The 20457-nt window shown below is 60.4% G+C and carries 24 protein-coding genes; 21 read left to right on the top strand and 3 right to left on the bottom strand.

The genetic code is table 11. The features are described from left to right. Positions 1-10 precede the first annotated feature (10 nt). From ACQY5P_RS17830 to ACQY5P_RS17790, 9 genes are all read left to right on the top strand, one after another. A complete protein-coding gene (locus ACQY5P_RS17830) occupies positions 11-616 on the top strand; it encodes a hypothetical protein (protein ID WP_428408220.1) in 606 nt (201 codons plus the stop codon). Between the two features lie 2 nt (positions 617-618). Next, positions 619-1158, top strand: a complete 540-nt coding sequence (locus ACQY5P_RS17825; RefSeq protein ID WP_428408219.1) for a MotE family protein — start codon at positions 619-621, stop codon at positions 1156-1158. Between the two features lie 103 nt (positions 1159-1261). Continuing rightward, entirely contained in the window at positions 1262-2131 is an 870-nt protein-coding gene (gene motA / locus ACQY5P_RS17820; protein WP_428408218.1) for a flagellar motor stator protein MotA, read from the top strand. Beyond that, complete coding sequence (locus ACQY5P_RS17815) at positions 2128-4536, top strand: hypothetical protein (RefSeq protein WP_428408217.1); 2409 nt, start codon at positions 2128-2130, stop codon at positions 4534-4536. Before motA ends, ACQY5P_RS17815 begins: the two co-directional genes overlap by 4 nt. Next, positions 4533-5249, top strand: a complete 717-nt coding sequence (locus ACQY5P_RS17810; RefSeq protein WP_428408216.1) for a flagellar hook-basal body complex protein — start codon at positions 4533-4535, stop codon at positions 5247-5249. Before ACQY5P_RS17815 ends, ACQY5P_RS17810 begins: the two co-directional genes overlap by 4 nt. Before the next feature lie 26 nt (positions 5250-5275). Continuing rightward, a complete protein-coding gene (gene flgG / locus ACQY5P_RS17805) occupies positions 5276-6061 on the top strand; it encodes a flagellar basal-body rod protein FlgG (protein WP_428408215.1) in 786 nt (261 codons plus the stop codon). A 4-nt stretch (positions 6062-6065) separates the two neighbouring features. Then, on the top strand, positions 6066-6566 hold the full coding sequence (gene flgA, locus ACQY5P_RS17800) for a flagellar basal body P-ring formation chaperone FlgA (protein WP_428408214.1): 501 nt from the start codon (positions 6066-6068) through the stop codon (positions 6564-6566). Beyond that, positions 6563-7312, top strand: coding sequence for a flagellar basal body L-ring protein FlgH (flgH, locus tag ACQY5P_RS17795; RefSeq protein ID WP_428408213.1), 750 nt, complete (start codon positions 6563-6565; stop codon positions 7310-7312). The genes flgA and flgH overlap by 4 nt, the downstream gene beginning before the upstream one ends. 14 nt (positions 7313-7326) lie before the next feature. Further along, the gene (locus ACQY5P_RS17790) at positions 7327-7845 is read left to right on the top strand and encodes a hypothetical protein (protein ID WP_428408212.1); all 519 of its coding nucleotides are present in this window, start codon (positions 7327-7329) and stop codon (positions 7843-7845) included. A gap of 107 nt (positions 7846-7952) precedes the next feature. Here the strand turns inward: ACQY5P_RS17790 and ACQY5P_RS17785 are convergent, their stop codons facing one another. After that, on the bottom strand, positions 7953-8636 hold the full coding sequence (locus tag ACQY5P_RS17785; RefSeq protein ID WP_428408211.1) for a flagellar hook assembly protein FlgD: 684 nt from the start codon (positions 8634-8636) through the stop codon (positions 7953-7955). A 23-nt stretch (positions 8637-8659) separates the two neighbouring features. Beyond that, a complete protein-coding gene (locus tag ACQY5P_RS17780) occupies positions 8660-10168 on the bottom strand; it encodes a flagellar hook-length control protein FliK (protein ID WP_428408210.1) in 1509 nt (502 codons plus the stop codon). Positions 10169-10249: 81 nt separating this feature from the next. Between ACQY5P_RS17780 and ACQY5P_RS17775 the strand changes: the two genes are divergently transcribed. The 7 genes from ACQY5P_RS17775 to ACQY5P_RS17745 all read left to right on the top strand — a co-directional run bounded on the left by ACQY5P_RS17775 (position 10250) and on the right by ACQY5P_RS17745 (position 15502). Next, positions 10250-10555 (top strand): rod-binding protein, encoded by a 306-nt coding sequence (locus tag ACQY5P_RS17775; protein WP_428408209.1) that lies wholly within the window; start codon positions 10250-10252, stop codon positions 10553-10555. Further along, positions 10552-10935 carry a hypothetical protein gene (locus ACQY5P_RS17770; RefSeq protein ID WP_428408208.1) on the top strand — a complete coding sequence of 128 codons (384 nt, stop codon included), beginning with the start codon at positions 10552-10554 and terminating at the stop codon, positions 10933-10935. The genes ACQY5P_RS17775 and ACQY5P_RS17770 overlap by 4 nt, the downstream gene beginning before the upstream one ends. A 215-nt stretch (positions 10936-11150) precedes the next feature. Next, on the top strand, positions 11151-12353 hold the full coding sequence (locus ACQY5P_RS17765; RefSeq protein WP_428408207.1) for a flagellin: 1203 nt from the start codon (positions 11151-11153) through the stop codon (positions 12351-12353). A 188-nt stretch (positions 12354-12541) separates the two neighbouring features. Next, positions 12542-13744 (top strand): flagellin, encoded by a 1203-nt coding sequence (locus ACQY5P_RS17760; RefSeq protein WP_428408206.1) that lies wholly within the window; start codon positions 12542-12544, stop codon positions 13742-13744. A gap of 98 nt (positions 13745-13842) precedes the next feature. Next, a complete protein-coding gene (gene flaF / locus ACQY5P_RS17755) occupies positions 13843-14226 on the top strand; it encodes a flagellar biosynthesis regulator FlaF (protein WP_428408205.1) in 384 nt (127 codons plus the stop codon). 5 nt (positions 14227-14231) lie between these two features. Beyond that, positions 14232-14654, top strand: a complete 423-nt coding sequence (locus ACQY5P_RS17750; protein WP_428408204.1) for a flagellar biosynthesis repressor FlbT — start codon at positions 14232-14234, stop codon at positions 14652-14654. Next, positions 14654-15502, top strand: coding sequence for a DUF1217 domain-containing protein (locus ACQY5P_RS17745; RefSeq protein ID WP_428408203.1), 849 nt, complete (start codon positions 14654-14656; stop codon positions 15500-15502). Before ACQY5P_RS17750 ends, ACQY5P_RS17745 begins: the two co-directional genes overlap by 1 nt. 3 nt (positions 15503-15505) lie before the next feature. Here the strand turns inward: ACQY5P_RS17745 and ACQY5P_RS17740 are convergent, their stop codons facing one another. Beyond that, the gene (locus ACQY5P_RS17740; protein WP_428408202.1) at positions 15506-16870 is read right to left on the bottom strand and encodes a FliI/YscN family ATPase; all 1365 of its coding nucleotides are present in this window, start codon (positions 16868-16870) and stop codon (positions 15506-15508) included. A 77-nt stretch (positions 16871-16947) separates the two neighbouring features. Here ACQY5P_RS17740 and ACQY5P_RS17735 point away from each other — a divergent pair, with 77 nt between their 5' ends. From ACQY5P_RS17735 to flhA, 5 genes are read left to right on the top strand one after another with little or no spacing between them, the layout of a single operon-like run. After that, positions 16948-17325, top strand: coding sequence for a FlgB family protein (locus tag ACQY5P_RS17735; RefSeq protein ID WP_428408201.1), 378 nt, complete (start codon positions 16948-16950; stop codon positions 17323-17325). Between the two features lie 10 nt (positions 17326-17335). Continuing rightward, a complete protein-coding gene (locus ACQY5P_RS17730) occupies positions 17336-17728 on the top strand; it encodes a flagellar basal body protein (RefSeq protein WP_428408200.1) in 393 nt (130 codons plus the stop codon). 11 nt (positions 17729-17739) lie between these two features. Continuing rightward, positions 17740-18063: a flagellar hook-basal body complex protein FliE gene (locus ACQY5P_RS17725; RefSeq protein ID WP_428408199.1), complete on the top strand. Its 324-nt coding sequence runs from the start codon at positions 17740-17742 to the stop codon at positions 18061-18063. Positions 18064-18074: 11 nt separating this feature from the next. After that, positions 18075-18341 carry a flagellar biosynthetic protein FliQ gene (locus ACQY5P_RS17720; RefSeq protein ID WP_428408198.1) on the top strand — a complete coding sequence of 89 codons (267 nt, stop codon included), beginning with the start codon at positions 18075-18077 and terminating at the stop codon, positions 18339-18341. A 25-nt stretch (positions 18342-18366) separates the two neighbouring features. Continuing rightward, positions 18367-20454, top strand: coding sequence for a flagellar biosynthesis protein FlhA (gene flhA / locus ACQY5P_RS17715; protein ID WP_428408197.1), 2088 nt, complete (start codon positions 18367-18369; stop codon positions 20452-20454). Positions 20455-20457 lie beyond the last annotated feature (3 nt).

The raw sequence follows: 20457 nt of genomic DNA, 5'->3' as shown, positions 1-20457 counted from the left end.
GGGCTCTCTAATGGAGATGATCATTGACTTTATGTTGCTCGCCGCATCAGGCGCCGCGACATTTTACTGTTTCATCCTCAGCCGCAAGCTGGAAGCCTTGAAGAGCACGGAGAAAGGCCTCGGCGCGACGATCGCCACCATGTCGCACACGGTCGATCAGGCCCGCGCCACGGTGACGCTCGCCAAGGAATCGAGCGCGGAAAGCATCAACGAGCTGACGCCGCTGATCGAGGAGACAAAAGATATCCTGCCGCAGCTGACCGAAATGATCGACGTCATTTCCGAGCTTGCGGAAATTGCGATCCGCGATGTCAGCGAAGCTTCCGGCAAGGCCGGCGCAGAACTCGAAGAGCGCCTTTCCAAGGCGAAAGCCCTGCAGGAGCGTCTCGACGAACAGATCGATTTCTTCCTGGTGGACAATCCCGATCCCGACGGGCCCGGCTCGCGCATGGTTCCCAACGGCAAGGACGATGACGACAACATTTCCTATCTCGATGACGACGAGGATGCACCCGTCTCGAGAACTGCAAGAGCCAAAGCCAAACCCGTCACCAAGGTAACGGCTGCGCTGATGCAGGCGCGCAACCAGCGCAAAATGAAAAAAATCGCCGGGTAAGCATGAAAACGAGAGCGCTCTTAGTCCTTGGGCTGATGTTTTTCGGCTCTTTCGCCGGCCGCATCGCCGTCATGGCGTCGGAAGCGACGGCGAAACCCGGCGGCATGCCTCAAGCGGGCGATCTCGCCGGGGTCGCGTCCTGTGTCGATGGCGACCTCGCCGCTGCGGTGAAAGACCGCATGTATTCGCTCGACACGCGAGAACTCGCCATCGCCGACCGCGAGGCGGAGTTAAAAACCTATGAAGCGCAAATCGACAAGCGCCTCGCCGAGCTTGAAGACGCGAATGAAAAGCTGCAAGAGAAAATCACGGTCGTCAAAGACGCCCGCAACGCCGACATTCAAAAACTTGCGGCGATCTATGAAGGGATGAAGCCCGCCCAGGCCGGCCAGATCATCAACGAGATGGACGCGAAATTCGCCGCCGGCCTGATTTCGTCAATGAATAGTGAACAGGCGGCCCTCGTTGTTGCAAATATGGACGCCCAGAAGGCGTATCTCGTTAGCGTCATTCTCGCGAACCGTAACCAGACGGATCAATAAACCCCGCCAATGAACTCGCCTAATTTCAGCGAAGATTAACTTCTTCGTGAAATGAATGGTTAAGCGGGCAGCTAAATTTGTTCACGTTTCAGGCGCGTAATTCATGGGTCCCATTCTAGGCATTGTTCTGACGCTCGGCATGGTCTTCGGCGGCTATATCATCGCCGGCGGCAAAATGGAGATCATTCTCCATTCTTTGCCTTACGAGCTGATGATCATCGGCGGCGCAGCCGTCGGCGCTTTCCTTGTCAGCAACGACTTTGGAACGATCAAACAGGCGGGCGGCGATGTCGTGAAAGCGCTGTCGGGTCCCAAATGGAAAAAGAAAGACTATCAGGATCTTTTGTGCCTGATGTACGAGCTCTTGCGCGTCGCAAAGGAAAGCCCGGTCCAGGCGGAATCGCATATCGAAAATCCGGCGGAATCGACGATTTTTCAGCGCTATCCCAAAATCGCCAAAGATCACGACGCAAGCGACATCATCTGCGACACAATCCGCTCCATCCTGATGAATTTCGACAATCCGCATCAGGTTGAGGATCTTCTCGAAAAACAGCTTGAGGCGATGCACCATGAAAGCCTGCATGGCGGTCACGCCTTGCAAAGCATCGCCGACGCTCTGCCCGCCCTCGGAATCGTCGCGGCGGTGCTCGGCGTCATCAAGACCATGGCGTCCATCGACAAGCCGCCGGAAGTTCTGGGCCAGATGATTGGCGGCGCACTGGTCGGGACGTTTCTCGGCGTGTTCCTCGCCTACAGTCTCGTCGGACCCCTGGCGACGCGCATCATGGCGGTCAACGAACATGAACAGCGCTTTTACAATCTCATCCGCGAATGCATTGTCGCGCACCTTCAGATGCACACGCCGCAAATGTGCATCGAGGTCGCCCGCCGCAATATTCCGGGCCATGACCGCCCCGGCTTCGCCGATATGGACGAGGCCTTGAAGCAATTGAAGAAGGAGGCCGCATGATCCGCGCGCTTCTTTCGCTTTTTCTTGTCGCCGTTCTCGCCGTCCCCGCCGCCGCGGAGGACGTTCTTACCGTGCGCGCGGGCGAGCATGGGGACTATTCCCGCCTTGTGATCCCGAAAGCGCCGGATGACTGGAAAATCGCCACTTCGGACCGGAAGATCGAGATCACCTTTCCGAGCAAGGATTACTCCTTCGAGCTTTCCGACATCCTCGACAAGCGCAAGGCGCATCGCGTCCTCAATGCGCGCATCATCGATAATGAAAAAACCCGCGCCCTGGTGTTGTCGCTCACCTGCGACTGTCCGGTGCGCACGTCGAAAAGCGCCGGAAACTCAATTGTCATCGATATTTTCAACAACGCCCCGGTCGCCCTGACGGAAGAGGAAGAAAGCCCCGAGCCGGTTTCCGAAGCGGCGCGCAACACCATTTCGGCGACGCCTGAATCCATGAAAGCCGCCCGCGACCGCATGATCGCGCTTCTCGCCGAGGCTCGCCATCAGGGCGTTGTGCAACTCAAGATCGACGATGAAAAAGAAGCCGGCGAAAAACACGCCGCCATCGAGGCGACGCCAGCCGCTCATACGCCGGCGCCGCCGGAAACAACGCCCTCCCCCGATCCTCACGCAGCGCCCCTGGCGGAACACGCAGCGGCGCCGACTGAAGATCATGAGGAGAATGAGCCGGAACGACCTTCGCTGGCGAATGGGCCGCCGGAATCGCTGATCCCCGCCGATCAACAGGTCAGCAAGCATTGCGTCGACCCGTCGCTCTTCCATGAACCGGAAGACGGCGTTCTTGATTTTTCGTCGATCTCCAATCTGCGCCAGAGATTCGACGCCAGCCTCCACGAAGACGACCGCCAGGACATCGCCGCCACGCTCGCCCTTGCTTACATTCATATCGGCTTTTTTGAGGAAGCCGCCGCCATCGCGTCCGCTCGCGGCGCCGGCGATCACAATATGAGCATGGCCGCCGGTCTTTCCGATCTTGGCGCCGGCGCGCGCCGCCAGGCGGCCGCGGAACTTGCGCCTTATCGCGCGTGCGGGCCGTTTGGCGAACTCGCTTACGCCGCCGCCGCGGCGGTGGACGACGACCGCGTCGCCCCCATGCAGGAAGCACATATTGCGGCGCTGAAGCCGATCACCAAAGAATTGCGCGCTGTGCTCGCAGAATGGCTCGGCCTCAACGCCATCGAGCGCAATCAGCTGACCATCGCCAGGGAATTCTATGCCATCGCTAAGGCCGCCCGCGGCCGCGACCGCAGCCCGGCGCTCGCCATCATGGAAAATGCGCTGGCCGGTCACGCGGACGACGAAACGGCTGAAGATGCAGGCGCCCGCGCCGCCGCGACCGGTGCGCAAGCGAGTGGCGCGCCCGCCGCCGCGCCGGTGATCACCGAAGAACTGAAACAGATCGCGCAAACGCCCGGGCCGTTGCAGGCGCGCGCCCTGGCGATCCTCGCCGAGGATTATGAAAAGCGCGCCAATATCGCCTATGAAGGCTTCCTCGACGATGTCGCCGCGCAGAGCGGGCGCCGGAACACATCCCTCGCCGAGGCGCGCGCCTCCTTCACCGGGGCGAAAGCGCTTGTCGCTGCGGGACGCATGCGCGAAGGCATCGCCGTTCTCGAAACCGCCGCCGGGGCCGCGCCCGGCGCAGAAAGCGCGAGCCGCGCCCTCGCCCAATCCTTCATCATGAACGGGCTGATGGCGGACGCCAAAACCCGCCTCGCCGCCGTCTCGGCTTTCTTCCACTACCGTGACTTTGTCGATACGCAGGACAATGGCGATCTCAATGTGGCCGTGGCGCGCGAACTCGCCGCTTATGGCGCCAATGATCTCGTTGACGAAGCGCTGCAGGGCGCGCCGGAAAAATGGCGCGCCGACGCGGACGCCGTGCGCGCGCTTTCCCGTCTCAACAGCGGCGATCCCCACGCCGCGCTGAAAATCGCCGATGAAGGCGCCATGAGCGCCGATCTCGGCGTCGTCGCCGCCAAAGCCCATGAACGCCTGAACGACCGTGCGGGAACCATCGCGCTTATCAAAGCATCGCTCCGCCGCGGCGACGGCGACAATGAATTCGCCAACACCGCCTGGCGCGCCGGCGACTGGTCGCTCGCCGCCGAGGCGTTCGACGCCGTGCCGAAAAAAGAACGCGAAAAGGCCGCCGCATCCCGCGCCGCGCTCGCGTCGCTCAATACCGGGGCCGCATCCTTGCCGCCTTCCGTACGCGAAGCGCTCGCCGATGACCCCGAAACCCTCGCCGCCCTTGCGCATATGTTCAAGACCGCGCCCGCCGTCAGCGTGCGCGCCATCGACATTCTCGCCGATTACGCCGCCGGGGTGAAAAAAGAAACAGACTTCATGGAGCGCGGCCTCGACCCCGCGACAGGAGACGCACGATGAGCAATTCGATCTACACGGCGCTATCGAAACAGGCCGGGCTCATGAAGGAGCTCAACTCCATCGCGAACAACATCGCGAATGCGTCGACCGCAGGCTATCAACGCGAAGGCTACCTTTTTTCGGAATATGTGCAGCGTCTGGAGCAAGAGGATCGCAGCCTCTCGCAGACAAATGTCGCCGGCCGGTTTTTCGATGCGACGCCAGGCTCCCTAACGCGCACCGGCGCGCCTTTCGACATCGCCATCGAAGGCGACGGCTATTTCCTGATCGAAACGTCCCGCGGCGAACGCCTGACCCGTCAGGGAAGCTTCCTGATGGATGCAGAAGGGCAGCTGGTGACGCAGGACGGCAACCGCGTTCTCGGCGACGGCGGATCGCCCGTCGCCCTTCCCGTGGGCGCAACGAACATCACCATCGCCCAGGACGGCACCATCGCCGCCGACGGCGCGCCCGTGGGCAAGCTCGGACTTGTCACGGCGCCGCAAACCTCGCTCGCGCGCGAGGGCGACAATCTCTTCCGCACGGATGAGGAATACCAGGCCGTTGAGTTTCCGAAACTCCGCCAGGGCTTCATCGAAGAATCGAACGTCAATGCAGTGATCGAGGTCTCGCGTCTGATCGAGGTGCAGCGCGCCTACGAACTCAACCAGCAGCTCATGCAGGATGAGAATGAACGGATCAAGAAAACTGTCGACGCCATGAGAAAGCTGTAAAGGCGCGAATGTAAGGAGGCTATGACATGCAAGCTTTGAGAATCGCCGCCACCGGCATGGACGCGCAACAGACCCGCGTCGAAGTCGTGTCGAACAACATCGCGAATATGAGCACCACCGCCTATGACGCGCGGCGCGCCGAATTCGCCGATCTCCACTATCAGCAATTGCGCGCGCCCGGCGCGATCTCGTCATCGACGGGCCTTGTGGCGCCGGCGGGCGTCGAGCTTGGCCTCGGCGTCAGGACCGCAGCAATTTCCGTCAACCACGCGCAAGGCTCCCTTCGCCAGACCGGCGGCGATCTCGATCTCGCGGTCGAAGGCGCCGGTTACTTTGAAGTGACCCTGCCCTCCGGCGATCCGGCCTACACCCGCGACGGCACCTTCAAGAAAACCGGCGAAGGCCTGATCGTTACGAATGAGGGCTATCCGCTCGCCGGCGACATCACCATCCCGCAGGATGCGCGCTCGATCACCATCAACAATTCAGGCGAGGTGTTCGCCTATTTCGACGGCCAGACGGACGGCCAGCAGATCGGCGAGATCGTCCTTACCCTCTTCGTCAATGAAAAGGGCCTCGAAGCCATGGGCGGCAATCTCTTCCGGGAAACGCAAGCCTCTGGCGCGCCTATACCGGGCGAGCCCGGCCTCGACGGCCGCGGCTCCATTCGCCAGGGTTTCCTCGAGGAGAGCTCCGTCGATGTCGTCGCGCAGATCGCCGACCTTATCGAGGCGCAACGCGGCTACGAACTAAACTCCAAAGTGATTTCCGCGGCCGACCAGATGCTCGGCTCCACAACGCAGATCCGGTAGACCCATGAAACGCATTATTTCAGCTTTGGCGTTGTTTGCGGCGTGCCTTGCGCCCGCAAGCGCGCAGGAACAGGTGGCGGCCGTATCACCGCAGGCGCCGCGCACGGAAAACGACCTGCTCATGACCTCGGTCATGCCGGTGGAGCAAAAGCCAGCCGCCGTCAGCGCCGCCGAGAACTTACGCGCCGGAACCGTGCTTCACGCCTCCGACTTGTCTCTCGACAGCGGAGATGCGTCGGCGCTCGACCTTTATGTGGGCGCGGAACTCAAACGCTCCGTCTACAAGGGGATGAAACTGTCGCCGAAAGATGTGGGTCCGCCGACCGTTGTCGAACGCAACGCCATCGTGCAACTGGAATTCGTGCGCGGGCCGCTGATGATTATGACCGAAGGCCGCGCGCTCGACGCTGGCGCTGTCGGCGACCGCGTGCGGATCATGAACCTCAATTCCAAGATCATTCTGACGGCCGTGATCACCGGCCCGAACAAGGCGGTTACCCAATGACCAGAAAACTGCTTCTTCTGACGGTTCCGATGCTCGCTTTAGGCGCTTGCGCCTCGCGTACGGATCATATGTTCAACCCGCCCTCCATGTCGCCCGTGGGCGACATGCGCAATCCCATGCCCATGCCCGATCCGCGGCGCTATGACGTACCGCCCAAAGCCGTCTCCCCAACGGAAGCGAAAGCGACCACCGCCTCGCTGTGGCGGCAAGGCCCCTCCTCGCTCTTTGGCGACCGCCGCGCGCGCTCGCAAGGCGACATCGTCACCGTGGTCATCGAGATCGATGAAGAGGCGGAAATCAGGAATTCGACGACGCGTTCTCGCTCATCCGACGACGACATGTCGGTGTCGAACTTTTTCGGACTGAACTCGCTCGCGGAAGATTTGCTGCCGAACGGCGCAACGCTCAATCCCGCCATCGGCACAAGCTCCACCACGAACTCCTCGGGCGACGGCCAGATCAGACGCGAGGAGAAGATCACGCTGCGCGTCGCGGCGACCGTCATCAACGAACTCCCGAACGGCCACCTCGCCATTTCAGGCAGTCAGGAGATCCGGGTGAATTATGAGCTGCGCGAGCTCCTCGTTGCGGGCATCGTCCGTCCTGAGGATATCGCGCGCAACAACACCATCACCTATGACAAGATCGCAGACGCGCGCATCTCCTATGGCGGCCGCGGCCAGATTTCCGACATGCAGCGCGCCCGCTACGGCCAGCAGATCATCGACATGATCTCGCCCTTCTAAAAGGACGCCTCGACATGCTTCAGAAGCTGCTTCCCATCATCATCATTGTCGTCGCCGGCCTTGTCGGCGGCGGCGGCGGCTTTTTCGCCAAATCCATGATGGCGAAAGGCAGCGGCGACAAGGAAGCGGCCCATGCTGAGGCGGATGACGGCCACAGCAAAGACAAAAAGAAGAAAGGCGGCGGCCACGGCGCCGACGAGGATGTCGGCGGCGTCACCTATATGAAATTCAGCCGCCAGTTCGTCATTCCCGTAATGCGCCGCGGCAAACCGAAATCCATGGTCATTCTCGACATCAATATCGAGGTGGACAATTCCCTGAACGAAAGCGCCTATTCTCTGGAGCCGCGCCTGCGCGACGCGCTGCTGACGCGTCTGCTTGCGCTCGCTGGCGAAGACATGCTGCCGCAGATGCTCGAAGACGTGGACAAAATGGAATATATGAAGTCCGCGCTTCTCGAAACGAGCCGCGAGATTATGGGCGATGCGGCGCTGAACGTCCTTATTCTCGATCTTGGCATCCAAAGCTACTAACGCTTTCGAGAAATCTCAAAGCCTGAAATCTTTTCCGCCACCGATTGAAAAAGGCCCCGCGATCAGATCACGGGGCCGGAAAATCGTTTTCTGGATTTTGTTCGCGCTTACTGGCCGAGGCCGGTCACCTGGTCCGGCGTCAGCTCGACGCCGCCATCGAGAACGAGATAAGGATTCTCGCCATCGAGACGCACCGCCTGCACGGTCCCGAAGGTGTTGGCGATCTCTTTGCCAATGCTGTTGTTCTTGCTGTCGTAGTAGACCGCGGTCACAGCGTAAACGCCGGGCGCAGCGGGGTCGCCATTATTCAATTTTCCGTCCCAGCTTTGCGCCATGGCGCCATTGAGCGACGTGAACCGCGCCACCTCATTGCCAGCGGAATTGGTGATGACCGTCTGAACGGAGACCGCTTGGCTATTGCCTGAAAGGCGGTAGCCCACCGGCGTCTCCCCGTCGAAATAAGTAGGCGAAGAAATGACCTCGGCCTGTTTTCCGATCCAGCCGGCGTATTTGTCGATGCCTTCGGCGACCAGCGCCGAAGCGAGCTTGTCGATCTTGTTGTTGACATTGACGAGCTGCTCGACGGAGCTGAATTGGGCGAGCTGCGCCACGAACTCGGTCGAATCCGCCGGGTTTAAGGGATCCTGATTGCGCAATTGCGCGGTCAGCAGCACCAGAAAATTCTGGAAATCGACCGACTCGAGCGCTTCATTGCCCTGGCTCTTGGCGGAGGCGCTTTGTGACGCTCCGGTTTGCTGCGTGTTCGGCGTAACGGTCTGTGCTGCCTGCATGAGAAGTTTCCTTGAAGTCCGGCCTAAAGCCGGCGGTCGAGACGGCCGTTCACGAGGCCCTGATGTTGCGATGACGCGGCGGCGGTGACAGCGCCATCCTCCGCCAGAGAGAACAAGCGAGGCGTTTCGCCTGCGGATTCTCCCGAATGTTCACGCGCGCCTTTGTCCGCGAAGTGAAGGTCGAGATTGGAAAAACCCTGCTGTTCGAGCGCGCGCTGGAAAACATCCGCATTGCGCCGCATGAGATCGAGCGTATCCGGCGAATCCGCCGTCACAACCGCCCTCACAATGTCCGTCCCGTCTTTTTCAAACCCGATCATGACCCGGCCGAGTTCCGGCGGGTCGAGACGGATTTCAAGACGGGAGTCGCCGGGCCGCGCCGCCACGGCGGCGATAATCTGGTCGCGCATGGGCGCAAGATGCGCATTGCGCTCGGCCGCATGGACCGCGGCTTCCGTGCGAGCTGTAACCACCCGTTCGATCTCCGTAGCGCCTGCCGCTTCGTCGCGCGTCACGGCCGAATGGGCCAGCGCATCGGGCGAGGCGTGTTCTGTAAGCGCGGCGACCGCATTGGCGCTGGCGTTTGCAGGGCCGCTGGTCGTTTTCCAAGACATGTTCTGGGGCGCGCGGCTGAAAAGATCGTCTGCGCGGGTTTCTCTATCCCCCATTCCCGGCTCGGGAAGCATGTCCGCTTCGACAATATCGACAGCGACGGTTTCGGCTTCGATAGGAGCGCCGGGATTCGCAGCGGGCTGCGCTTGGCCCGGTTTGGCGGCGACAACCGTCGCGGCTTGGTCCATGATTTCCGCGGGCGCCGCAGCGTGAGCGGGTTTGGCGGTCCGGACCAGCAAGCCTCGCTCGTCCCCTTCGTTATCGGGTAAACGCGCCTCTGCAGGAGCGTCTTCAGTAACGAGCGGCCGGTATGGAGAAGGCGCAGCCGGTGGTCCTTCCGCCGCCGGCGCGACGGTTGCTGGGCTAGGTGATGCAGATGCAATGGCCGCAGGCGCTGTTCCTTGAGGCGTATTCGCATCGCCGGCAAATGGAGCTGCTGCAGCGATGGGCAGGGCCGTTTCGGCGGTCGCGACTGGTGCAAGGACTTCCTTGGCCTTAGCGCCGGAGAGCGGCGTTTCGGCAAGGGCGCCGCCATCAGAAAGACGCGAGATAATGTCGGATGCGGCGGGCGCCTCGGCCGGCAATGCCGTCACCGGCAACGCTTCGAAGCGTGCAGCAGCGATTTCGAGATCGCCGGTCTCAGCGCCAGCCTCAGAAGCCGTATCTGCGAGCAGCGCCCGGAGCTTTTCGGCATTCAGTCCGTGAAAGGATTTTTTTGCCGCCGCGCCCTCTGGCGCATTAAGAGTTTGTTCATCAGCGTCTGGCGTTGCGGAAAGCAACCCCTGAAGAAACGAAAAGAAGCCTTGCGGGTTTGTCTGCGCCTCACCGTCATCATTAAGCGTTTTTTCCAGAACGAGCGCGTCGCCGGAAGGCTTGCCGCCAAAGAGCGCCGTTAACAGTGAAAGCTGCATATTTTCCATAGAGCTTTTCTACGTTTGATAACTTATTTTTTAGTTACGCGGCCTAGATTGAATAAAATTTTTCCGATCCCGGAGCGCGCCATGAACGCCGCAGCCTTAAGCCTTATCGTCAACGCAAAGACCTCCGGTCAGGTTCGTGAAGCGGTCGAGGCGACATCCGAGAAAGAACAGGCGCTGCGCGAAACCGCACGCGAGTTTGAAGCCGTTTTCATTAAAGAAATGCTGACTCATGCCGGTCTAGACAAGGCGATCGCCGGCGATAGCGGCTATGGCGGGGAAGCCTTCTCCTCCATGCTCGTCGAAACCTATGCGGAAAAGCTTGCTGAAAAAGGCGGCTTCGGCCTCGCCGATCAGATGTACCGCCAGCTTAAGGGTCAGTTGAAGTGAAACCCCTCGATAAAATCAAGTCGATCATCGCAAAGCTGAAGCAGGTTACCGAGTCTGAAAGCCTCGCCATTGGCAAGCGCGCCTTCGACCAGGTGGCGGCGCTGACGGCGCAGAAGGAATCTCTGCTCGCCGAATTTGAGGAAGTCGCCGCGGCGATGGAAGCTTCAGAATTGAGCGAACAACTTATTGCCGAGCTCGACGCGATCCGCCTTCAGGCCGAAGAAAACGCCGCCATTCTGAAAGCCACCGCGCAGGGCGTGCGCGAGGCGCGCGCGCGTTTGAAGAAAATACGCGAGGCCGAGCTTAACACCGGCGCCTATGCGCGCGGCGGCGCGGCCCTGCGCAATCCGGACGCATCGACTGTCGCCACGAAGGCGTAAATTTACGCTTCGATAACCATACTTCTTAAAAACTTATTATTTTCAGGGTTGTAATGATGACCCTACGCAACCGCGTGGTTGCCGCGGACACGCCTAGATGGCCTGCCGCGAGCCAAAACGGCTCCCAAAATCCTACAATTCAAACCTGTAGGGCTCCCGACAACTCCATTGCGAGGTCGGACCGTTGAAAATAACGATCCAACAGGAGTCTCATCATGACCAACAGCCTTCTCACCAACACGTCTGCAATGATCGCGCTTCAAAACCTTCGTCAGGTCAACAAAGGCCTGAACATGGTTCAGGAGCAGATTTCGACCGGTAAAAAAGTCTCGAACGCCAAGGACAACGCGGCGATCTTCGCGATTTCCACGGTCATGCAATCCGACGTGAAAGGCTTCGAAGCCATCAACCAGTCGCTCAACCTCGGCTCCGCTGCTGTCGGCGTGGCGCGCGGCGCGGCTGAAAAAGTCGCTGAACTGCTCACGGAGATGAAAGGTCTCATCGTGGCGGCTCAGGAAGACAACGTCGACCGCTCTAAAATCCAGACGGACGTCGCCAACCTCCGCGGCCAGATCGACTCGATCGTCGATGCGGCCCAGTTCAACGGCCTGAACTTCCTCAAAGGCGCCGCCGCTACGGACTTCCTGGCGTCGCTTGACCGCGATTCCGGCGGCAACGTGACGGCGAGCTCCATCACCGTCAACGCCTACAGCCTCGAAACGACGGCTGGCGCGGCCGTTGCCGGTCTCGCCAACTCTGGTACGGGCGTCAGCTCGGGCCTCAACTCCGCTGCGGCCCTCGTGGTCGACACGGGCGTTTTCTCCGTCGACCTTGAAGGCACGGCTTCGACCTTCGATCCGGGCGACGTCATCGAACTGCGCATTGACGGCCGCAAGATCTCCGTCACTGCCGAAACCGGCGATACGCAGGATACGCTTGGCCAGCGCCTGACCAACGCGATCAACGCCGCCGGCATCACCGGCATCTCGGTCGCCTTCACGGCTGGCGGCACAACCGTCGACTCTCAGATCGACATCACCAACGGCACCGGCAGCGCCGTGGCGTTCGAAGTGAACGTGACGGACGGCACCGGCGGCGGTCTCGCCAACCTCAACACCCTTGACGTTTCGACGGCTTCCGGCGCCGCCGCAGCGCTCGTCTCGATCGAGGGCCTGATTCAGGAAGCGGTCGACGCGTCGGCTGAATTCGGTTCCGCTCAGAAGCGGATCGAAATTCAGAACGACTTCGTCACCGGCCTGACGGACTCGCTGAAAACCGGTATCGGCGCTCTGACCGACGCTGACCTCGAAGCCGCATCTGCCCGCCTGCAGTCCCTGCAGGTTCAGCAGCAGCTCGGCATCCAGGCCCTGTCGATCGCGAACGCCGCGCCGAACTCGATCCTCGGCCTGTTCCGTTAATCGATCTTCCGTTTATCGGACTGACGACCCCGCGGAGGCTCCGGCCTCCGCGGGTTTTTTTATGAAAAAGCAGGAGCAATAAAATTCCGGGCCGTTAAGGGCTTATTATCCATAACGCGATATTTACTCCGATGATTAACCATCAGGTTTCGGACCGTTGAAATGACGTTCCAACTCGGAGTCTAAAAATGACAAACAGCCTTCTCACCAATACTTCCGCGATGATCGCCCTTCAGAACCTCCGTCAGGTCAACAAGGGCCTCTCCATGGTTCAGGAGCAGATCTCGACCGGCAAGAAGGTCGCAAACGCCAAGGACAACGCGGCGATCTTCGCGATCTCCACGGTTATGCAGTCGGACGTCAAAGGGTTCGAAGCCATCAACCAGTCGCTCAATCTCGGCGCCTCCTCTGTGGGCGTTGCGCGCGGCGCGGCTGAAAAAATCACCGAACTGCTTGTTGAGATGAAAGGTCTCATCGTGTCGGCGCAGGAAGACAACGTCGATCGTACGAAAATCCAGACGGATATCGAACAGCTTCGCGGCCAGATCGACTCGATCGTCGATGCGGCCCAGTTCAACGGCCTGAACTTCCTTAAAGGCGCCACATCAACGGACTTCCTGGCTTCGCTTGATCGCGATTCTCTGGGCACCGTGACAGCGAGCTTTATCACCGTCGACGCCTTCAGTCTCGAAACGACGGCTGGCGCGGCCGTTGCCGGTCTCGCTGCTTCAGGCACAGGCGTCAGCAGTGGCCTCAACTCCGCTGCCGGTCTCGTTGTCGACACGGGCGTCTTCTCGATCGACCTTGAAGGCACGGCTTCGACCTTCGATCCGGGCGACGTTATCGAAGTCCGAATCGACGGCCGCAAGATCTCCGTCACGGCGGAAACCGGCGACACGCAGGATACGCTTGGCCAGCGCCTGACCAATGCGATCAACGCCGCCGGCATCGCCGGCATCTCGGTCGCCTTCACGGCTGGCGGCACAACCGTCGACTCTCAGGTCGACATCACCAACGGCACCGGCGGCGCTGTAGCGTTTGAAGTTAACGTAACGGACGGCACAGGCGGCGGCCTCGCCAATCTGAACACGCTTGACGTTTCGACAGCAGCCGACGCCGCAAACGCGCTTGTTTCGATTGAAGGCCTCATTCAGGAAGCGGTCGATGCATCGGCTGAATTCGGCTCTGCGCAAAAGCGGATCGAAATTCAGAACGAATTCGTAACCAACTTGACGGACGCCTTGAAGACCGGCATCGGCGCCCTGACCGACGCTGACCTTGAAGCCGCATCTGCCCGCCTGCAGTCCTTGCAGGTTCAGCAGCAGCTCGGCATTCAGGCCCTGTCGATCGCCAACTCCTCGCCGAACGCAATCCTCGGCCTGTTCCAATAAGAGACAGGTCCCTCCCGTAAAGCCTAGCCAAATCTTTACGGGATTTTTAACACACTAAAATAAAACGTGGAAAAATCACGTTAGGGGCTTATAAGAAAATGACGGCATCGACGCTTGCGCGAAACGCCTATCATGAGTCTGCACGAACAACAGCGTCGCCGCGCGCCGTAGAACGCCAGCTTCTTTCCAAACTGACCACGGCAATTGTCGTCGCCCAGAAAAACCGTGAGGCGGACCCTGCATCTTTCGCGCGCGCGCTTGGCAAAAATCTCGAATTCTGGACCGTCGTCGCAACCGATGTGGCGAGCGATTCCAATCAGCTTCCGGCCGAGCTGCGCTCGCAGCTTTTCTACCTCTTCGAATTCACCCGGCACTATACGCGCAAACTGATGTCGGACGACGGGAAGGCGCTCGACGCCGAGCCGCTGATCGACATCAACCAGAATATCATTCGCGGCCTGCAGGGACCGGAGGGCATGTAACCCGCATGACCGGTCTCGTCATCAAGCTGAAGCCCAACGAGAAAGTCCTCGTCAACGGCGTTCTCCTCCAGAACGGCGACCGTGCGGCGAAACTTCGTGTGCGCTCCAGCGACGTGTCGATCCTGCGCGCTCGCGACGCCATTCCGAAAGACGAAGCCAATACGCCGCTCAAAAGGGTTTACTATATCGCGCAGCTGGCGCTCGCCGGCGAAGCGGACGCCGATCTGGCCGTCGGCGAATTGCTGCAGGGTCTCAGCGCGCTCAAAGGCGTCTTTCCGGGCGAGGCCGGCGACGATGTCATGCGCGCCATCGACGCTGCACAGGAAAAGAAATTTTTCGTCGTCATGCGCGCGGTCAAAAAGCATTTCGAGTTCGAACGCGCCCTTCTCGAACGCGCGCCCGGCATGGCGCAAGCCATGGCGTCCTGATGTTTACGCCAGCCATACCCATCACCGGTTATCTCGGCTGGCGCGTCTTCCAGAACAGCGCCGACCGTCAATTCGAGATTTTCCAGAAATCGCCGGAAATCATCCGCAACATGGAGAATTTCCGCGAAAACATCGCCGAGGCGACGACGGCGGAAAAGCTCGTCAATGACCGCCAGCTCTTGACTGTGGCGCTCGGCGCTTTCGGTCTCGAGGAAGAAATCAACAAGAAGGCCTTCATTCAGAAGATTCTCGAAGAGGGCACCGATTTCGGCGACTCTTTCGCCAACCGCCTCGCCGATCCGCGCTGGCGCCAGTTCGCCAAGGCCTTCGGCTATGGCAATTTCACCGGCGCCCAGGTCGGCATCGAATCGTTCCGGGAAAAAGTCGCCAATGACTATCTCGAACGCGCTTTCGAAGTGAGCGTCGGCGAAGTCGACCAGAATATGCGCCTCGCCATGAATTTCCGCCGCGAGATCGCCGCCATCGCTAATGGCGCGAATGTCGAAGAGAACGGCTGGTTCCAGATCATGGGCCAGGCTCCCTTACGCGCCGTCATGGAAGGCGCTCTCGGCCTTCCCGCCTCCATCGGCACAGCGGATATTGACCAGCAGAAAGAGCTTTTCGAGCGCAAGGCGCAACAGATTTTCGGCGGCAAATCGCCCGCAGTGTTCAAAGATCCGCTACAGGTCGAAGCCGCGCTGCGCCGTTTCTTTATCCAGTCTGAAATTCAGAACGGACCGACCGCGTCGACGCCGGGCTCCGGCGCGCTATCCTTGCTTACCGGTCAGTCCTCCGGAGCGCTGTCAGCCAACAGCATCGTCAATCTGTTTATCTCGAATACTTTATAGGCCCTAACCGAGCGCGCTTGCGGTCGCCGACATGCCATGCTTTTTGGCGCTTGGCTGAACGATCGCCTGCAGGCGTTTGAAACTGTCTTCAACGCCATTTTGGGTCTTGTCGGAAATGAACTGGTCGAGTTTCGGCCAGATTTCGAGTGCGCGGTCGATCTGCGCGTCGGCGCCGTGAGCATAGAGCCCTGCGCGGACGATGGTTTCCGAATCTTCATAAGCGCGGATGATCGCCCGCGCTTCGCGCAACAGCGCGTTCTCCTCTTCGCTGGCGGCGCCCGGGAGCGACCGCGAAACGCTGCGCGATACGTCGATAGCGGGAAAACGCCCGCGCTCGGCGATCTTGCGCTCCAGCACGATATGGCCGTCGAGAATGCCGCGGATCATGTCCGCCACGGGTTCGTTGTGATCGGAGCCCGCGACGAGAACGGAGAAAACGGCGGTGATATCGCCTTTGCCTTCTTCGCCTGGGCCCGAGCGCTCAACCAGTTGCGCAATGGTGCGAAAGGTCGAGGGCGGAAAGGCGTGAAGCGACGGCGCCTCGCCGGCGGACAGCGCCACCTCGCGATGCGCCTCCGCGAAGCGCGTTAACGAATCGAACAGAAGCAGCACCTGCTTGCCCTGATCGCGGAAATACTCCGCCGTCGCCATGGCGAGATGGGCGCCGCGTTTCTTCGCCAGCGGAGACTGGTCCGCTGTCGAGGCGATGACCACGGATTTCTTGCGGCCCTCTGGGCCAAGCGTGTCCTCAATAAAGGCGCGCACTTCCCGCCCCCGTTCGCCGATCATGCCGATGACGGCGACGTCGCAGTCAACGCCATTGGCGATGTCGCCGAGAAGGCTCGACTTGCCGACGCCCGAGCCGGCGAACAGCCCGATGCGCTGGCCGCGGCATATGGGCAAAAGCGTGTCCATGACGCAGAGCCCGGTTGAAAGACGCGCGCCCAATTTTTTTCGCTTGGCGGCGTTGGGTGCGGGATGCTCAAGAGCGATTGCCGTCTCACCAATCGCAAGCGGCCCGTCATCCATAGGAGCGCCGAAGGGATCGATGATGCGCCCGATCCAGGCGTCGCAGGGCGTTGCGTCGCCCGCAGCGCGGTCGAGCGTGGCGACATTGCCGACAGCCGCGCCGGTGAGCGACCCGTAAGCAAATCCTGTTGCGACATCGCCGTCCATGGCGACGATCTTGGCGCGCACGTCGCGGCCAGATGCTGTCGCCACCATCACCGTATCGCCGAGCGAGGCGTAACCTGCGAGGCCTGCTATCTTCAGCGATAACCCGTCTGTTGCCGTGACCACGCCATAGCGGCGCGGCCCTGCGGTTTTCAAAAGTTTCTCAATCTTTAACGGCGCCAAAGGCAAGGTCATGCGAGAACAACGTGGTTAACAGTTCATTCAGCTTATAGGTGCATTTATCCCTTACCGCTGGTTAAGGCGAGGTGTACATGTTTACCGACCTCAAGATTTTACATACGGCTTCCTTGCTCGCGCGCCATTCGGCGCAGCGTCATGGGCAAATTGCAGAGAACATCGCCAACGCTGACACGCCCGGCTATAAGGCGAAAGATCTCGAGCCTTTTGCAGAAGCTTTTGCAAAAAGCGAGCGCGCGCAGATGGACGCGCGGACATCGGGCTTTGCAGAGCAGGCGTTTCAGGCCCGGAAAATCGATATTGGCGGCGTCGCCTCTCCTGACGGCAACACTGTATCGCTGGAAGACCAGATGCCGCGGTCAACCGCCGCCGTGCGCGATCACGGCACCGCCCTTACCGTTTATTCCAAAGCGCTCGCCATGATGCGCGCAACCCTTGGCCAGCGCGGATAAGGAGTGACGCATGAATCCTTTTGAAAAGATCTCCGCCGCCGCAACGTCAGGCATGCGCGCCCAGGCTCAGCGCCTGCAGGTTGTCAGCGAAAACATCGCCAACGTCGACACGCACGGCTACAAGCGCAAACAGGTGACGTTCGAGAATGTCTATGACCGCTCGACAGACGTTACGCGCGTCGAAATCGGCCGGCAGTTTCTCGATACGAAAGAAGGCGAAAGAGTGTTTGACCCCAGCAATCCGCTGGCGGATCAAAACGGCTATGTTGTCATGTCGAATGTCAACATGATGACTGAATTCGCCGACGCGCGCGAGGCGACCCGTTCCTATGACGCCGGCCTCGAAGTCTTTCGCCAGGCGCGCGACATGTACACCGCACTCCTCGACATTCTGAAATCGTGAGGGATTGAACCATGAAAATGCCCGCATTCCAGGCCGCGCAGAGCTACAATCTCGCTAAGTCGGCGCTGAAATCCGACAATGCGCAATCGAAAACCGGCGCTGAAACCGCAAACGTCAAAGGGCTTGAAGAAAGCCCCGCCTTCAAAGCGGTGCATGAACTCGCCGGCACAGTGGCGAAAGGCGAAACCGCCGCGATGAATTACATGACCGGCTCCGCCGATCCGCATTCCGTGGTCGAGGCGCTGGCGCAAGCGGAACTCGCGGTCCAGACCGCGGTCACCGTACGCGACAAGGTCGTCGAGGCCTACCAGGAACTGATCCGGATGCCAATCTAGGGAGTGAAAGCGTGACGGAAACCGAAATCGCCGACATCTTCCGCCAGTTCATGTGGACCGCCGCATGGATGGGCGCGCCCATGATCGCGACGGCGCTCGTCGTCGGCATTGTCGTCGGCCTTTTTCAGGCGCTCACCTCCATTCAGGAGATGACGCTCACCTTCGCGCCGAAACTTCTCGCCATGCTGCTGGTTTTCTGGCTGACCGCAGGCCACATGGCGCGGCTTCTCGCCGATCTCTTCGACAGCATCATTCTGCCCGCCATTGCGGGCGCGTAACGCGTATTAGTATCGGGGCCTTTTGATGGAAAGCGCGCTAAAGCAGCTGAATCTGCCGGGACAGACCACGGTGCTTCTCGCTGTCGGCCTCATGGCGATTATCGTCATGATGGTGCTGCCGGTGCCGTCGGTGGTGCTCGATATCGGCCTGACGCTTTCCTTTGCTCTGGCGATCCTGATCTTTACGATGACGCTCTTCATCGAGCGTCCGCTTGATTTTTCGGCGTTCCCGACAGTGCTGCTCGGCTCCTTGATGCTGCGCCTGTCGCTCAACGTCTCCTCGACCAAACTTATCATCGGCGAAGGCCATACGGGTCCCGACGCCGCAGGTTCGGTCATTCACGGCTTCGCCATGTTCGTCATGGGCGGGAACATCTTTCTCGGGCTCGTCGTCTTCGGGGTCCTGCTGATTGTCAACTTCATGGTCATCACCAAAGGCGCGGGCCGCATGGCCGAAGTCGGCGCGCGTTTCGCCTTGGACGGCATGCCAGGCAAACAGCTCGCCATCGACTCAGACCTCGCCGCGGGCGCCATCACCCATGAAGAAGCGAAAGCCCGCCGGAAACTCGAACAGGACGAAACGACATTCTTCGGTTCGCTGGACGGCGCGTCGAAATTCGTCAAAGGCGACGCCATCGCCGGCCTGTTGATTACGCTGTTAAACCTTGTGGTCGGTCTCGGCATGGGCATCGGCTTTCACGGCATGTCCGCGGGCGACGCGGTGTCAACCTACTCGATCCTCACCGTCGGCGACGGCCTTGTCAGCCAAATCCCTGCGGTCATCATTTCCATCGCCGCAGCGCTCCTTCTCTCCAAGGGCGGCGTTGCGGGCGCCGCCGACAAGGCGATGCTCGCCCAGCTCGGCGCCAACCCTCTCGCCATGGGCACTGTCGCTGTCATCATGCTCGTTTTCGCGCTGATGCCGGGCCTTCCCTTCTTGCCGTTCTTTGCGGGCGCCGCGGGCTTTGCAGGCGCCGCCTATCTTATCTATCAGGACCAGGAAGAGAAAAAGAAGACCGCCGCGCAAATCCCTGCGCCAAAACCGAAAGAAACCAAGAAACAGCTCGGCGACGTTCTCGACGTCGATGAAATTCACGTCGAGTTTTCAGGCGACCTCATCCCGCTGGCGCTCGACAATGTGAATGGGCTTGAACCGCGGATCGTCAAAATCCGCCATTACATCGCAGCGGAATTCGGATTCATCATTCCGCCGATCCGGCTCACCGACAATCTCGATCTCGCGTCGAACGAGTATGTCATCAAGATTCAGGGCGTGCGCGCGGCCAAAGGCATTCTCTATCAGGAGCGCGTGCTCGTCATCGTCGACGATCTGGCGAACCTGCCGATCCCCGGCGAAGACTGCGAGGAGCCCGTTTACGGCGCCCCGGCTCGCTGGGTCATGCGCAGTGCGCGCGAAGACGCGATGTCGCTCGGCCATGCGGTCGTCGAGCCGGCGGAAGTCGTCTCGACACACCTCCTAGAGACCATCAAGCAGAATTTCTCGCGCCTCGTGACCCGCCGATCTGTGAAACGCATCTTCGAAGAGTTCGCCAAGAACTCCGATCCGGACCGCGCCGCATCGAACAAGCGCCTTATCGACGATTTCGTGCCGGACAAGGCGCCGCTGGAATTTGTGCAGTCAATCTTCCGCCTGCTCCTCGAAGAACGCGTGCCGATCCGGAACCTGCCGGTAATGCTCGAAACCATCGCCGAGGGCCGCGCCAATTTCAATGCGGCCGAAGACGTCGCGGAATTCGTACGCCAGCGCATTTCACGCAATTTCGTGACGCCCCTCCTCAATGAAGACGGCGCCCTGCCCCTCATCCAGATCGGGCTCGACTGGGAGCAGATTTTCTCGGAACACGAAACCCAGGGGCCGAACGGCCATGTGGACGTCGCTCTGCCGCCGGAAGAGTTCAACCGCCTCGCCCAGTCAGTCGTCGAACAGATCAACAATGCCTCGGCGCGCCAGCTTTATCCGGCGATTGTGACCTCGTCGAAGCGCCGGCGCTTCATCCGCGCGGTCCTGCACGCCAAGAAAATCCGCAATCCTGTGCTTTCCTATGAAGAGATCGACACCGGCGCGAAGCCGCTGTTGCTCGGGACGGCGTGAGGC

This window comes from Hyphococcus sp., from assembly GCF_965267305.1.
Lineage (GTDB): Bacteria > Pseudomonadota > Alphaproteobacteria > Caulobacterales > Parvularculaceae > Hyphococcus.
The sequence above is the reverse complement of the archived record's forward strand: the minus strand, read 5'-3'. Positions and strand labels throughout refer to the sequence as shown.

Coding starts and splice junctions, on each gene's coding strand:
- ACQY5P_RS17830 (WP_428408220.1), top strand. CDS start 11: ATGGAGATGATCATTGACTTTATGTTGCTCGCCGCATCAGGCGCCGCG.
- ACQY5P_RS17825 (WP_428408219.1), top strand. CDS start 619: ATGAAAACGAGAGCGCTCTTAGTCCTTGGGCTGATGTTTTTCGGCTCT.
- motA (WP_428408218.1), top strand. CDS start 1,262: ATGGGTCCCATTCTAGGCATTGTTCTGACGCTCGGCATGGTCTTCGGC.
- ACQY5P_RS17815 (WP_428408217.1), top strand. CDS start 2,128: ATGATCCGCGCGCTTCTTTCGCTTTTTCTTGTCGCCGTTCTCGCCGTC.
- ACQY5P_RS17810 (WP_428408216.1), top strand. CDS start 4,533: ATGAGCAATTCGATCTACACGGCGCTATCGAAACAGGCCGGGCTCATG.
- flgG (WP_428408215.1), top strand. CDS start 5,276: ATGCAAGCTTTGAGAATCGCCGCCACCGGCATGGACGCGCAACAGACC.
- flgA (WP_428408214.1), top strand. CDS start 6,066: ATGAAACGCATTATTTCAGCTTTGGCGTTGTTTGCGGCGTGCCTTGCG.
- flgH (WP_428408213.1), top strand. CDS start 6,563: ATGACCAGAAAACTGCTTCTTCTGACGGTTCCGATGCTCGCTTTAGGC.
- ACQY5P_RS17790 (WP_428408212.1), top strand. CDS start 7,327: ATGCTTCAGAAGCTGCTTCCCATCATCATCATTGTCGTCGCCGGCCTT.
- ACQY5P_RS17785 (WP_428408211.1), bottom strand. CDS start 8,636: ATGCAGGCAGCACAGACCGTTACGCCGAACACGCAGCAAACCGGAGCG.
- ACQY5P_RS17780 (WP_428408210.1), bottom strand. CDS start 10,168: ATGGAAAATATGCAGCTTTCACTGTTAACGGCGCTCTTTGGCGGCAAG.
- ACQY5P_RS17775 (WP_428408209.1), top strand. CDS start 10,250: ATGAACGCCGCAGCCTTAAGCCTTATCGTCAACGCAAAGACCTCCGGT.
- ACQY5P_RS17765 (WP_428408207.1), top strand. CDS start 11,151: ATGACCAACAGCCTTCTCACCAACACGTCTGCAATGATCGCGCTTCAA.
- ACQY5P_RS17760 (WP_428408206.1), top strand. CDS start 12,542: ATGACAAACAGCCTTCTCACCAATACTTCCGCGATGATCGCCCTTCAG.
- flaF (WP_428408205.1), top strand. CDS start 13,843: ATGACGGCATCGACGCTTGCGCGAAACGCCTATCATGAGTCTGCACGA.
- ACQY5P_RS17750 (WP_428408204.1), top strand. CDS start 14,232: ATGACCGGTCTCGTCATCAAGCTGAAGCCCAACGAGAAAGTCCTCGTC.
- ACQY5P_RS17745 (WP_428408203.1), top strand. CDS start 14,654: ATGTTTACGCCAGCCATACCCATCACCGGTTATCTCGGCTGGCGCGTC.
- ACQY5P_RS17740 (WP_428408202.1), bottom strand. CDS start 16,870: ATGACCTTGCCTTTGGCGCCGTTAAAGATTGAGAAACTTTTGAAAACC.
- ACQY5P_RS17735 (WP_428408201.1), top strand. CDS start 16,948: ATGTTTACCGACCTCAAGATTTTACATACGGCTTCCTTGCTCGCGCGC.
- ACQY5P_RS17730 (WP_428408200.1), top strand. CDS start 17,336: ATGAATCCTTTTGAAAAGATCTCCGCCGCCGCAACGTCAGGCATGCGC.
- ACQY5P_RS17725 (WP_428408199.1), top strand. CDS start 17,740: ATGAAAATGCCCGCATTCCAGGCCGCGCAGAGCTACAATCTCGCTAAG.
- flhA (WP_428408197.1), top strand. CDS start 18,367: ATGGAAAGCGCGCTAAAGCAGCTGAATCTGCCGGGACAGACCACGGTG.